Here is a 13,514-nt window from a genome sequence, read left to right on the forward strand (position 1 = left end):
ATCAGGCGCGTGTCGCACGGAGCGCCGCGAACGAGTCGACGGCGATCCAGACGGAGAGGGCGAAGAGCCCGACATCCTTGAGCAGGAACTGCCCGGGAGCGACCGAGATCGCTGGAAAGCCGAGCTCAGATACAAACACGCCGGGTGTCGTCGCCATGAAGCTCACGGTCGTTGCGAAAAGCCCAGCCGAGAGCAGGCCGCCGATGAGCGAGTAGATCGGCTTTATGATCCGGGCCACGATGAGGGCGGCAATGCTTAGCTCGAGGATGCCGAGAAGGTTTGAGAAGCCTTCAACGCTGAAGAGCGAATAGGTCCAACTCAGCAAGGGATTGTTGCTGACCAGGCCGACCAGACCCTCCGCTTCGTAACGGGTGAATTTCATGCCGCCGAACCAGCCGTAGATCACGGCGAGCGCGCCATAAAGGCCAGCCGCAGTCACGGCCTGGCCGTGGCTATCGATCACGTCGAGCGCGGAGGCGGCGGAACGAATGTGGACACGCGGACGCGCCGCGCTGTGGTGTGCGAGATCACGAGGCATTGTCTTCTCCTGGTTGGCGGCGTCGGGCCATTCTCCCGATTGGCCTTGCTAAACGATACAGGTCTGTATCGGTGTATGCTTAAATATACCGATCTGTATCGTTTGGCAATCCTGCTTTTTGGGAATTTGTTGTGGCGTTACCCCAGAAATACTGCTTGGAGGCCTGTGGCGTGCCTTTGGGAGCGGCACTTGGGAGGCCGGCGCGCGTGGCTTGCATTTCTCGTCGAGCGCGATAGAATGATACAAATCTGTTTTGTTTTAAGGAGTGAATATGCGCCGCTCAGAGATCCGAGGTCATCTGCTCGATACCGCTTTGCGCCTGTTCAACCTGCACGGTTACCACGCGACCGGCATCGATCTCCTCATCGCCGAGGCGGGGGTGGCCAAGACGACGCTCTATCGGCATTTTGAAACCAAAGAGGATCTTATCCTGGCCGCACTTGAGCGGCGCGACGAACAATCCCGCGCCGAGATGCGCATCTTTGTCGAGCAGCGCACGAACGATCCCTATGAGCGTCTTCTCGCGACCTTCGATTTCCTCGAAGCTTCGGTCCGGGACAAGCAGTTCCGCGGCTGCATTTTCATGAGCGCGGCGGGGGAGCACAAGGAGGCCGTCGATCCGGTGTTCCGCGCCGCTTTGATGCACAAACGTCTGGTCCTTGCCTATTTCGAGGAGCTCGCGCATGCGGCCCGGTTCGCGGAACCGAAACGCATTTCCGACACGATCAACCTCTTGCACGAGGGGGCGACGGCCATTGCGCAAATGACGCGAACAGGCGAGCCGGTTCGGCAGAGCAAACGCATGGCGGTCAGCCTGCTCGCGCAGGAGATGCGCGCTTCTTCGGAACCATTGGCCAGGACCGAGGGTGGAGAAGAGCGAGCTACGGCTGCGGACGCAGCCAGAGCATAGGATCTTAATTTCGTAAGCAACACCGGAAGCGCCTGCGGGGGACACGATGGATCGTCTCGAAGCAATGAAAATGTTGCTGGCAGTTGTCGATGCCGGCAGTATTTCTGCAGGGAGCAGGAAGCTGAATGCCCCGTTGCCCAGCGTTAGCCGCAAGGTTGCCGAACTCGAACGGCACCTGGGGGCGAGCCTTATCGTGCGCACCAGCCGCAATCTTCAGCTCACCGATGCCGGCAGGGAGTATGTCGAGGCGGCCCGAAAGATCATGGCCGACCTCGAGGAAGCCGAACGTCGGGCGTCCGGCGAGTACCAGACGCCTCGCGGCACCCTGACGATCACCATGCCGGTCGAGTTCGGCGCCCGCTATGTGATGCCGCTCGCACTCAGCTACATGGAGAAGTATCCGGAGGTGTCGCTCAACCTGCTCTCGCTCGACAGGACGGTGCACCTGGTAGAAGAACAAGTCGACATCGCCATCCGGTTGGGCGACCTCGCCGACAGTTCTCTCTACGCAGTCAAGGCCGGTGAGTTCGGCCTGCTGACTTGCGCGAGCCCCGCATATCTGCAGCGACGGGGCGTGCCCGAGCATCCGAGCGACCTCGCAGACCATGACGGAATATTCTTCAACAAGCGGAGTTTCTTCTGGACCTTCGATGTCGCCGGGCAACAACTGGAGTCGGTCCCCCGCAACCGTCTCGAGCTGAACACTGCGGCCAATTGCGTGGCAGCGGCGGTCGGCGGAGCCGGCATAGCCCGTTTGTTCGATTATCAAATCCCGGACGAGTTGGGCTCGGGCGCCCTCGTGCCGGTTTTGGAAGCTTTCGACCAAAGGCCCCGACCCATCCATATTGTCTATTCCCGCCAAGGTCAGCTGACGCTGAAGGTACGGTCCTTCGTCGACTGGGCGCTGCCTCGCCTGCGCGCTGTGTGCAAAAGAGGCGAGGTATCGCAGGCCTAGTCTGCGAAGGCGACCCGCACCTCTTCAACAGTCCGGGCCGGATCCTGAAGATGCGGGAAGTGGCCGATACCTGCCAGAAGCTCGAACTGCGAATTGGTACGCTCGGCAAACTCCTTGCCCATCCCCGCCTTGATGTAGATATCCCGGTCGCCCCAGATCACTTTCACTGGAGTCTTGAGCTTGTGAAGATTGGCCTCGAGATAGTCCTCGTCGCGCGTGAAATGGGAGTAATAGAAGGCGAAGGCGTCGGCGCTTGTTACGCCGTTGCGCGCCCAAGAATCCTTCATGTCCGCCTGCACCTCGGGCGCCAATTCGTACTGGGTCTCCGGTGCGAGGCCACGGCGGTGCACGTTTTGCAGGATCTCGTCGCTGGTCTTGTTCATGTAAGCCCGCGTCGGCGTCGCCGTCGGCTCTGCCTTGAGGTTCTGCAGGCTCTCATACATGTACTGCGGCCTGTTGAACGGGGCGAAATCGCCGACGATGATCTTCCTTGCCACGGTTGGTTCGTCGAGGGCCAACAGCAGTGCGGGAAGGCCGCCGATATCCGAGGCGTAGATGACCAAATTTGATCGGTCGACGCCCGTCTTCTCGATATAGGCCCTGAGAACCTTGGCGTAATCCCTCGGCGAATAGGAGAACTGTGACGCCGAGGGGCGCGAAGACTGGCCGTAACCAGGCCAGTCGAAAGCATGCACTTCGTAGTCCTTGCCCAATGTTTCCGCGATCTCCTTCCAGACGGTCAATGTTTCCGGGAAACCGTGCAGGAAGAGAACCGTGCCGGTGGCGGAGGTTGGGCCGGTAACCATGCGCCGCAACGTGATAGTCTCGTCGATTTTGATGAAGTCGATCTTCGGCCCGGTCACGGAGATGGCGGCGCCGGCGTGCGCTGATGCAGCCGACGCCATTGCCATGGAAGCGGTTATGGCGAAATTCTTGAGCGATGGCATGACCATGTCAGGCGTCCTTCTGGTCTGTCTGATCCTACTGAGAAGATCCGATATCCGAATGGTCGTGGGCAGATGGTGTTTGTGAGAGGGACCCTCTTGAACTGAGCAAAGGCCGCCGGCGGCATGATGCCTGCTCCAATGCCCGTTCCTGCGGTGCCGCGACCTCCGCCCGCTCCCAGCCGACCCGGTCGAAGCACGCGCCTGCGTGAGAGGATGGCTCTCAATTCCGCGGGGTGCCGGCTGCCCGGCTCCGTTCTTAGATTTCTGTTCATTCGCGGATCGTCGGTTTTCGACAGCGATCCCAAGCGAACCAGCGAGACGAAAATCGCTCGCCTAAACAGGAAGATCAGAATGAACGATATGACGCCCTCTTCGCAAAATGCGGTTGCGGAAAAAGCCAGAGCGCTGCCCGGCCACTCGACGGTCGGCACGAACGATCTCGACGCTGCCGTTGCCTACTATGATAAATTCCTCGCCGTCTTCGGTATCGGACGCGTGCTCGTTCAGCCGGGACGTGCCGTCTACTACGGGCACCGTACCCTCGAGTTCGGCGTGCTCAAGCCCTTCAATGGCGAGACGGCCATTGCTGGCAATGGTACGATGATCGCCTTCGAGGCCCGATCGCGGGCGCAGGTGGACCTCGCTTATGCGACGGCGCTCGAAGCGGGCGGCTCGGACGAAGGCGCTCCCGGTCCGAGAGGCCCTGATGGTAGTGACCCTTACTGTGCCTATTTTCGCGATCCGGAAGGAAACAAGTTCCTGATCTACCGCACAGGCCCCGACGAGGCCTGACAAATTTGCGTAGTCCGGGGCCCCGCCGCCATCGGTGAGGCTCCGTCATAGCGTCAAAATCTGTCCGACGACGATTGTGAGTGTTCAAAAGGATTTCTTAAATGGACTTGGAAAACAAGGCTGCGAAGCGCCAGGTGACGCGGCGCTCGTTTCTGCTTTCAGGCGCTGCGATCGGAGTAGCGGCAGCGGTGCTACCGACGACCGGCGTTGCCGCCAACGTCGCGAAAGCGCCGATCAGCAGCGACGATATCCGCCCCTTCAAGGCCGACATTCCCGAGACCGCCCTCGCGGATCTGAGACGCCGTCTCGCGGCGACGCGCTGGCCGGACAGCGCGACCGTCAACGATCGCTCCCAGGGCGTCGAGCAGCAGACGCTCCAGGATCTCGTGGCATACTGGCAATCCGGCTACGATTGGCGAAAAGCGGAACGAAAGCTTAACGCGTTTCCTCAGTTCCTGACCAACATCGACGGGTTGGATATTCATTTCATCCACGTGCGCTCGCGCCATGAGAATGCACTTCCGCTGATCATGACCCATGGCTGGCCGGGTTCGGTCTTTGAGCTGCTGGACGTCATCGCCCCGCTGACCGACCCGACCGCTCATGGCGGCAAGGCTGAAGACGCATTCCATCTTGTCATTCCCTCTATCCCCGGCTTCGGATTTTCGCAGAAACCAACCTCGACAGGTTGGGACGCACAGCGGATCGCCATGGTCTGGGACACGCTGATGAAACGGCTCGGCTACAACCGCTATGTCTCGCAAGGCGGTGACTGGGGCGCCATCATCAGCGACGCCCTCGGGCGTCAGGCTCCGGAAGGCCTGCTCGGTATCCACGTCAACCGGATCGAGCGCGCGACGACATTCCCAACCGACGCCGCCCAAGCGCTGAAGAGCGGAGGGCCGGCTCCCGACAACTTGTCGGCCGAAGAGAGGCAAGTTTTCGACGAGGCTCGCGACTTCCTCAACAACGGCTTTGGCTATGCTTCGATCCTCAGCACGCGTCCGGAGACGGTTGGCTACGGGCTTGCGGATTCTCCGGTCGGCCTGGCGGCCTGGCTCTACGACAAGATCGCAGATTGGGTGTTCACACGGGGTCACCCGGAACAGGCTCTGAGCCGAGACGACATCCTGGACAACATCACTTTGTACTGGCTGACGAACACCGGCCCGTCGAGCGGACGCATCTACTGGGAGAACCTCAAGGCTGGAGTAAAGCTCACCGCGGCCAAAGTTCCTGTCGCCGTAACCGTGTTTCCGGGGGAGGTCTATCGGCCGCCAAGAAAATGGCTGTCAAAAGCCTATCCGAAGCTCGTCTACTATAATCACGCCTCGAAGGGCGGGCACTTTGCTGCCTGGGAGGAGCCGGAACTCTTCGCCGAAGAGATTAGGGCAGGCTTCAAGGCGATGCGTTTTCGGAACTAAGTTCGTCTCCAAGCATGGCGGACAACGAATTGGCCAGGTATTGGCGGCGGCGACCACCGGTTGGCAATCCTGACGGCGATTGATTGATTGATGCCCGTCTCATTGGTCAAGCTCCGGGATATGGCCGGCGAGTTGCGATGACGCCTGGCCATTCGCGGTAAGTGTCGCAGCGCACAATTCGTCAAATTACGATCTCGACAAGGCCGCGATCGCGAGGGTCGTTTGCGTCGGACCGAAACACGGCGCCTTTGCGTGAACGACTTCCTAAAGCGAGAAGCGCCCTCTTGACGTTCCACCGCACGCTGCTAATTAGAAAGCGGTCCCGCCCTTAAGACATCGGACGCGGGATGAACACTGGTGCCGGGCCCCTCTGGCGAGAGTTTTTACGGCGCTCTCGTGATGTCGGTACCGCCAGCAAATTAGCCGGCGGATTAGCTCCAATGAAAACTGATCTCATGCCTCACGCATGTGCCCCTTCGGCCGTGCGCATTTCCGTTTTGAAACCGCATTTCTTCACCGAATCCGGCGTCGTTCGCGCGAAGGAGGCCCGTCGATGACACAGCCTCAATCGCATACGAACGCTCTCGGCTATTTCAAATGGGCCTTCATTGTCACGGTGGTGGGCCTGGTGCTCGGCGCCTGGCTCGGTTGGCAATCGACCGGAACCATCGGCGGTATGGCCTCGGTCTTCTTCATCTGCACCGTGCTCGCGGTGCTCGAGATCTCGCTGTCGTTCGACAACGCGATCGTAAATGCCAACAAGCTCAAGGACATGACGCCCGCGTGGCAGCATCGCTTCCTGACCTGGGGCATCATCATTGCCGTCTTCGGCATGCGTATCGTCTTCCCGCTGCTGATCGTCGTCATTGCGGCGAAGATCGGACCGATCGAAGCGATCGTTCTGGCGGCAAGCAAGCCTGAGGAATACGCGCGCATCATGAACGACGCGCACCTGCCGATCGCAGCCTTCGGCGGCACCTTCCTGATGATGGTGGGCCTGACTTACTTCTTCGATCACGAGAAGGACGTGCACTGGATCAAGTGGGTCGAGAGCAAGATGGCCAGGTTTGCGACCATCAAGGGCATCGAAATCGCCTTCGTTCTCGCCCTTATTCTTGGCTTTTCGACGCTGCTCGAACCGGCAGAGGTCCACACGTTTGTCTATTCGGCGATCTACGGCCTGTTGACGTTCCTCGTGGTTGAGGTGGTCGGCGGTTTGCTCGATGCCTCACAACAAACCATGAGTGCGGCGGCAAAGGGCGGCTTTGGCGCCTTCCTTTACCTCGAAGTCCTCGATGCCAGCTTCTCGTTTGACGGCGTCATCGGCGCCTTCGCCCTGACGCAGAACCTCTTCGTCATTGCGATTGGCCTCGGCATCGGCGCCATGTATGTCCGTTCGATGACGATTATGCTGGTTGAGAAGGGAACGCTCAACGAATACCGCTACCTGGAACACGGTGCGTTTTACGCGATCCTGATCCTTTCGGTCGTCATGTACTTCCAGACGCTCGTCCACATTCCGGAAGTGATCACCGGTCTTGGTGGCGCGGCGCTCATCGGCATCTCGCTCTGGTCTTCGATCCGCTACAACAAGCGCGAACGCGAACTGGAGCAGGTGGACACGAAGGATTCTGAGCAGCGACTGCGCGCCTGATAAGATCTTTGGATGTGACAACGAGCCCGGCGGACGCGTCCGTCGGTGCTGTTCGACACATACTTTTGAACTTTCGCCATCAAAATTAAGCAGAATCTACTCAAGGTTTAGAGCCTTGAGTAGATTGAGATTTAGACAAAATATCAGATTCTCCATTAAGAAAGCTACGATTGGAAACGTTTCGCATCAGACCAGATCAAAGGTTTCTGCTGCGTCAATGCCAGATGCGCGGATTTTTGTGACTTTGATCGTAGCGCACGATGCTACCTCCAGCGGGGTGTTGGTGACTCGATATAGTTCACCTTCCACGCCTCATAGAAAGGTTGGAGTTCTACTGGAATCGCCTTCTCGAATTCTTCATCCATCGAAATATGCGGCATTGTCGCCTTTGTTGCCGACAAGACTGCCATGCCTTGCCTGCGGTCCTTCGGCTTTTTCCGTGGGTCGCGCTTCACTTGCGCCGACATCCAAAGTTTTTGCAAGCCGAAGTACCGAGGATCGGGTACTACCAAACGAGCAGGAGTCCCATCACGGGCAACGACAACATGGCGCAGATACGTTCCTAACAGCAGCCACTCCTGTTCCTCTAGCGGCAACGGGCTGGGCCTGTCATTGCTGATCATGTTGCCTACCGTCGACGGGGCGGCCAGAAGCTCAAATTCAAATGCTTTTGCATTCCTAACCTGAAAAGTTCGTTCTGTATTCACGGTGTAGGTGCTGTCCACCCCTTTCAACATTGCCATCACGCCTAAGTCTGCGTCATCTTTGACGAGGGCTGACCACGCCATATCGAAATCGTCGGTTTCGGTCGGAGCGTCATTGATCTCACCACCCGCCTCGATGCTGTAGGCAGGCATCGCATTCGTGCCCACCACAAGCAACTTGCTGCCGAGCATAGATCGCCGGTCCGCCTCGCGGAGAATTTTGGCCGCTTCGGATGGGATCATTGGCAGACGCAAGGAGCGATAAAGAGCGCAAGATTCTGTGAGCTTCCGAGCACTGGCTTGCCGACGCTCATTGATCTCGGTTTTGGATGACGTGTAGTTCGCCATGGCAGCCTCTGTCTCGTGCGACCTCGGGCCTAAGCTCTTGGCATTACCGATGCGGTCTAAGACCTGATAGAGGTACTCCTTACCCGATCTTTCCGCCCATTTCATTCCATATGGGAGTGCTGTCGCAGCACGTTCGGCTGCCATCCAGGTATCATAGTGTTGTTCGATATTGATCAGAACACGCTGCTGCTCATCTGAATACGGGGATGTGTACTCAACCATCGGAATTTGTCCTGCATTTCATCATGTAACATATCTTGCAGGACAAATTGAATTGTTTCAATGGCATAATTTACATAAACACCAGTATTGGTTGAATATGTTTGCTCTTTTGGTATCGTTCGATGCAATCAGCCCTTGTTGCCGTTGCAACGCGAAGCCGCCGCAGCGACGATGAACGCAAGTGCCGGCTGATCGCTCCCCTGATAGAGGGCGGAGCATGAGCGCGCTCAGCGCAAAGAGCGAGGCGGCGTTGCGGGCGGCGATGGCACGGCTGCTCGATGGCCGCCCCGAGCGCACAGATGACGCGCTCACCGTCTCCAACCTGGCGTACGAAGCCGCCGTCAGCCGGGCGACGGCGAATCGTGCGGTCGGTCTTCTCGCCGAGTTCCGGACTGCCGAATCCTGCCGACGGCGATCATTACTCAAAGCCCTCAAGGAGCGCCCGTCCGCGCGCTCAAGCCGAGCTTCGAGCCATGCGCGGCACCGAGATCGCCGAATTGCCCGGCCTCGTCTACACGCCCGCCCCGTACAGCCAGGTGCTGACGCTGCAGGACGCCGGCCGGAATGCCGTCATCGAGAGGGTCTGCGGCACTGGCCCATTCCGGTAACGCCGGGGTTCTCCCCCTGAAGCGCGCCACGAGACGACGCTGGCTGAGAGGCGCGCATCATCCCGGCCGTTTTCTTCCGCGCGCCGATCATGGTCGGCGCCTCCTTAAGCGCGCCCGTCGGGACATGGCTCGGGTGTGGCAGACGCTGCCAGCCCATCAACCCTGTTCCGCACCAGCACCGAGAACAGGGTATGACGGGCAGGCTTCCCGCGTCTGCCCGTGCCGCCTCGCCCTCGACGGAGAGGGCGAGCTGAAGGAGGCACCCATGACCACAGATCGCAGACGCCAAACACCCATCGATATCTACGAGCGCGTCACCAACCAGATTATCGCTGCCATCGAGGCCGGCGCCGGCAACTACCGAATGCCCTGGCATCACGACGGATCGGCCATCACCACGCCCGTCAATATCGCCTCAACCAAGACCTACCGCGGCATCAACATTCTCTCACTTTGGGCTGCGGCGCACGCGGCAGGCTACCCCACCGGCATCTGGGGCACCTACCGCCAATGGCAGGCGCTCGGCGCCCAGGTTCGCAAGGGCGAGCACGGCCACCTTGTCGTGTTCTGGAAGGCTAGCGATCGCGACAAAGCGGATGACCAAGACGGAGATCGCGAAAGTGAAGAGCCCGCCCGCCGCATGTTCGCTCGCGGCTATTCGGTTTTTAACTGCGCCCAAGTTGACGGCTACACACCGCCCGTGATGCCGGTGTTGACCGAGGCTGAGCGGATCGATCGGGCCGAACGGTTCTGCGCGGCTCTCGGCATCGACATCCGCCACGGCGGCTCGCAGGCCTATTACCGCCCGGCTACGGACCAGGTGCAGATGCCAAGATTCGCGTGCTTCCGCGACGCGGTCGCCTACTACGCCGTGCTGCTCCATGAATGTGGCCATGCTTCTGGCGCCAGCCACCGCCTCGGCCGCGATCTCTCCGGACGCTTCGGCACGGCTGCCTATGCGATGGAGGAATGCACGGTCGAGCTCTTGAGTGCGATGATTTGCGCCGACTTGGGCCTCAGTGTCGAGCCGCGGCCCGACCACGCGCGCTACATTGCCTCGTGGGTTGAGGTGATGAATTCCGACAAGCGCGCAATCTTCACTGCCGCCAGCAAAGCCCAGGAGATCGCCGATTGGATGCGTGCACAACAGGCCGAGCAGGATGAGGCCCGGGGCGCCGCATAGGCGTCCCTTTCAAGAAGAACAGCCAAGGATCATCACCTTGCGGGCGAAAAATTGCGAGGTGATGCTTGGGAGCGCTGACCGCGGCGGCAGGGAAGCAGTTTTCGAATTGCCGGTTGCTGCGGCAATCGGCGGCCATTTGAATTTTGTGAAGTAAGGACGTCCGGCAAAGCGAGCTATGTTGGCTCGCCGCATGACGGCACCTCTGCCGCCTGGCACCCCCTTTGGCGGAAAAGAAGTTGCCGAGGATGCAATGGGCTGTGGCGCCGTGCGCTTTCTCTGTCCGTTGAATCCGCATCCATAGTTTGACTGAGATCGATTTCGACCAGATTGAGCGGCGCTACCGGGAGAGCCTGTGCCTGTACGTGAACTTTACGAAACGAACGCCTTCATTTGCTGCTTCCTTCACCATCTAACGAGCTTGCTCTGAGCAAAGACAATAACCATCCCTCCTGCACTCTGGCGATCACGGCAATTTCGGCATGTCCCCCTCGGCGATGCACCAAATCCAAGGTGTCATCTCTGGTCTCGCCTTGATCATTTCCGCCAATGCCCGCTGGTAGTCCCCACTTGCACCGGCCGGGATGATGAACATCGCGACCGGGGAGGGCCGCTCTTCCGGCAAGGTGACCGACACGATTGGTTGCTCCTGTGGGAGATTGAAGCGTAGCCCTTTGACGGACTTGCGTCGCAGCGCACCCAGTCTCTCCAGAAGATGACGTTCGTGGACGGTTTCGAATGGGATCCAGTTCTCGTTCACCACCATCATCGCGAGTTCTGCGACGGCAGCGACCCCGGATGCCGAAACCCCAAATGTCGCAATCATAACGAGATGCAGCTCATCGTTCGAACGCCATAACTCCAGTTCCGTTTCGTATTTGGCGTTGAGTCGCTTCCATGCTTCGTGTTCAAGCATGAGTGGAAAGGGCAGATGCCGCAACGTGATCCGATGCCCCACGCGTGCGGGTATGAACTCCTTCACTTCCGCCACTGCGATCATCAGTTTGCGCGGTCCTGACCCGGACGCTTGCGCACCGGCAAGTGCGGTCGCTCGGCGCGCGGCAATTGCTTCCTTGTCCTCCTGACGGAAAGTCTCCGGCACAAACAGCATATCGCTGAGCTGACCGCCACGAGTCGTCATTTGCGACGCGGCGTTCATGAGGCTCGTGCGGACCCGACCCCAGCCGCGCTTTCCGGCCCAGGAGGAACGCCATTCAGTCAATTCACCCATTTCCCAGAGGTAGTGCAACATTGCGCGCAACGATAGCTTCTGTGGCTCATTGCGAATGGCGCGCTCTGACGGATCCGCCGATTGAGATGCCGCCGCTCGCGGACCTTTCTTCGTCATCGAAAAATCTATCTTCAAGATTGCCCGGCCGTTCGCATCAACCTGGATGGCATTGCCGATTAAAGGACCGAGGCCGGACAACTCGTAAGGGGGGGCGTAGGAGGGGCAAGCCGGGTCGTGATCGCGCCCGGACAGCGGCATGCGTTTGACGAAATGCTGCCCCTCAAGTTGCGCGATATACATCGGAACCGGCGGTTCCTTGCACTGACAATGCGGCCGGAGCCCATGTTCGTAAGCACGTGGAAGAATAGCCTGGAATTCGTTCGATTCCTCTTCGAACGACCTGTCGCCGATCAGAAACCGTCGCACATTGCATCTCCGCCGCCCATCCAAGGGGTCTGTAAGGGTCGGTGACGATGTAGCACGGATCTGTCGTGTAGACTATCGGAAATACGATAGTATAAAGCGGACCCCGCGCGGCAGCGGTGGAAGAAGATGTTCTTCTGCGAAAACACGCGTCCGAAGATGTCGGCGGACGCGCTCGGCTACGAGCGCTTCCCGGGAATTATGTCGGACAGAAAAGACCCGAATACGCTAAAGCCAAGCGGTGCGTGGGCTGCATCTGTCACAAGCGCAGTGAACCGACAACAGCACAGCGTGTTGCCGACGTCACGGGTTGTCACCTCGTTGTTAGCGCTCAACCTTGACGACGATGGCGCGGTTGCTCGAGCCCGCTCTCCATGAAGTCTTCACTCATGCCGCGGGCCAGCGCTGCCATCAGCGACGACCACGGCTCGCCCGCCTCAACATGCGGGCGGAGAATGACAGCATCGCCCTCTTGCGCGATCTCTACGCGTTCGACGTTGAAGCGGAATTCCTTCGGCAGGCGGACGGCCTGCGAGTTTCCGAAATGGAATACCCGTGCAAGATGGGGCATGGTCGCCTCCGTTATGTATCTACAGAGGCGTATATACGGCTTTTTGACCCGCAGTCCAGGAAGGACGGGTCACTCGCATCCGGCGATCTGCCCCAGCGGGCACTGTTTCGCCGGCGAGCCGGCTGCACGAAGCCTGCACCCAGTCTTCGCGCCTTGACGACCTGACGATCCCTTGCGTTCGGTGAGTTCTCGCGGGCAGGAGCTTCACTGCTCGGCGCTATATATCCCTCGCCGTTCGCAGCCGATCGCCGCGGCGAACAGTTCATTGTGTTCTTCCGGCGGAGATACCATGGCCCCGTCGAGGATCTCCTTCTGCTCGCATTCGCTCGCAATGCTCGCAACTCATCAGCACGAACCGGGATTTCCCATGCCGCGCTGGGCTCGAAAGCGTTGCAGTTCCAGAAGCGTGACGCCCTCGGCGATCAGGCAGGTCGGCGACCCCGGATATCGTCAAGCGATGCCAGCCCCGATTGCTCAGGACCCACTGATCGAAGCAGACGGGTATCTGTCGGGGGACTGTGCTCGTGCCAAGACCGGACGGCGGGCAAGATTGTCGAAGATCGACTTGGTCGATCTCGGCGGGGCCTAGCGTCTCGAGATATTGCAGTACGGCTTTCTGGCAATATGGTCCACCGCGGTCGTCTCAACGTGCACCCGAGAGATGTGGCGGCAGTCGACGCTCCTTGCTGCTTTCGATTGGCAGAGATGGGCGAGGGGGCGTAGCGCAAACCGAAGTGATGTGCCCACGTTGCAATGTGCCGGCGGTCTTAAGCAGTGCCGGACCGGGTGGCCTGAACGGTCTGTCACCGGCTTCGGTTGCAACAAGACCATTCCCGTTTCTATGTCGCCCTTTAGTCGACCGCCTGCTTTCGCGGTCAACCCCTGAAGGGGTATGTCTCGCACGAAAATTCAGCAAAATTCGATTTAGGTTCTTCATGCGGGCTTCTTGCACTTCTTCCGGCAAGCGGGACGAAGCGCGCCCGCGTTTTTTGCGGAGAATAGAATTT

General features: G+C 59.4%; 12 protein-coding genes. 7 read left to right on the forward strand and 5 right to left on the reverse strand.

Annotated elements, in window-relative coordinates; translation table 11 throughout:
• Position 1 precedes the first annotated feature (1 nt).
• Positions 2–538: a YkgB family protein gene (locus AC3WWH_RS13860; protein WP_082640969.1), complete on the reverse strand. Its 537-nt coding sequence runs from the start codon at positions 536–538 to the stop codon at positions 2–4.
• 271 nt (positions 539–809) lie between these two features.
• Between AC3WWH_RS13860 and AC3WWH_RS13865 the strand changes: the two genes are divergently transcribed.
• On the forward strand, positions 810–1,448 hold the full coding sequence (locus AC3WWH_RS13865) for a TetR/AcrR family transcriptional regulator (protein ID WP_492377061.1): 639 nt from the start codon (positions 810–812) through the stop codon (positions 1,446–1,448).
• Positions 1,449–1,494: 46 nt separating this feature from the next.
• On the forward strand, positions 1,495–2,403 hold the full coding sequence (locus AC3WWH_RS13870; RefSeq protein ID WP_113399665.1) for a LysR substrate-binding domain-containing protein: 909 nt from the start codon (positions 1,495–1,497) through the stop codon (positions 2,401–2,403).
• Here AC3WWH_RS13870 and AC3WWH_RS13875 read toward each other — a convergent pair.
• The gene (locus tag AC3WWH_RS13875; RefSeq protein ID WP_113399664.1) at positions 2,400–3,356 is read right to left on the reverse strand and encodes an alpha/beta fold hydrolase; all 957 of its coding nucleotides are present in this window, start codon (positions 3,354–3,356) and stop codon (positions 2,400–2,402) included. The two genes, AC3WWH_RS13870 and AC3WWH_RS13875, sit on opposite strands and share 4 nt — an antisense overlap.
• Before the next feature lie 345 nt (positions 3,357–3,701).
• On the opposite strand from AC3WWH_RS13875, the gene AC3WWH_RS13880 reads away from it, so the two are divergent.
• The 3 genes from AC3WWH_RS13880 to AC3WWH_RS13890 all read left to right on the forward strand — a co-directional run bounded on the left by AC3WWH_RS13880 (position 3,702) and on the right by AC3WWH_RS13890 (position 7,220).
• Positions 3,702–4,142 carry a VOC family protein gene (locus tag AC3WWH_RS13880; RefSeq protein WP_058323396.1) on the forward strand — a complete coding sequence of 147 codons (441 nt, stop codon included), beginning with the start codon at positions 3,702–3,704 and terminating at the stop codon, positions 4,140–4,142.
• Positions 4,143–4,243: 101 nt separating this feature from the next.
• Positions 4,244–5,566, forward strand: a complete 1,323-nt coding sequence (locus AC3WWH_RS13885) for an epoxide hydrolase family protein (RefSeq protein ID WP_113399663.1) — start codon at positions 4,244–4,246, stop codon at positions 5,564–5,566.
• Positions 5,567–6,119: 553 nt separating this feature from the next.
• Positions 6,120–7,220: a DUF475 domain-containing protein gene (locus tag AC3WWH_RS13890; RefSeq protein WP_058323445.1), complete on the forward strand. Its 1,101-nt coding sequence runs from the start codon at positions 6,120–6,122 to the stop codon at positions 7,218–7,220.
• A gap of 263 nt (positions 7,221–7,483) precedes the next feature.
• Here the strand turns inward: AC3WWH_RS13890 and AC3WWH_RS13895 are convergent, their stop codons facing one another.
• Entirely contained in the window at positions 7,484–8,494 is a 1,011-nt protein-coding gene (locus tag AC3WWH_RS13895) for a GSU2403 family nucleotidyltransferase fold protein (RefSeq protein ID WP_113399662.1), read from the reverse strand.
• Positions 8,495–8,967: 473 nt separating this feature from the next.
• On the opposite strand from AC3WWH_RS13895, the gene AC3WWH_RS13900 reads away from it, so the two are divergent.
• Both AC3WWH_RS13900 and AC3WWH_RS13905 read left to right on the forward strand, forming a co-directional pair.
• Positions 8,968–9,102 (forward strand): hypothetical protein, encoded by a 135-nt coding sequence (locus AC3WWH_RS13900; RefSeq protein ID WP_336409524.1) that lies wholly within the window; start codon positions 8,968–8,970, stop codon positions 9,100–9,102.
• Positions 9,103–9,367: 265 nt separating this feature from the next.
• Entirely contained in the window at positions 9,368–10,285 is a 918-nt protein-coding gene (locus tag AC3WWH_RS13905; RefSeq protein ID WP_492377062.1) for an ArdC family protein, read from the forward strand.
• A gap of 463 nt (positions 10,286–10,748) precedes the next feature.
• Here AC3WWH_RS13905 and AC3WWH_RS13910 read toward each other — a convergent pair whose 3' ends face one another.
• Together AC3WWH_RS13910 and AC3WWH_RS13915 are read right to left on the reverse strand one after the other, a co-directional pair.
• A complete protein-coding gene (locus tag AC3WWH_RS13910) occupies positions 10,749–11,939 on the reverse strand; it encodes a DUF1173 domain-containing protein (RefSeq protein WP_113399661.1) in 1,191 nt (396 codons plus the stop codon).
• 328 nt (positions 11,940–12,267) lie between these two features.
• Positions 12,268–12,507, reverse strand: coding sequence for an antitoxin (locus AC3WWH_RS13915; RefSeq protein WP_113399660.1), 240 nt, complete (start codon positions 12,505–12,507; stop codon positions 12,268–12,270).
• Between the last annotated feature and the right edge of the window lie 1,007 nt (positions 12,508–13,514).

The sequence above is a fragment of the Ensifer sp. EB106-03-01-XG145 genome (assembly GCF_058792075.1).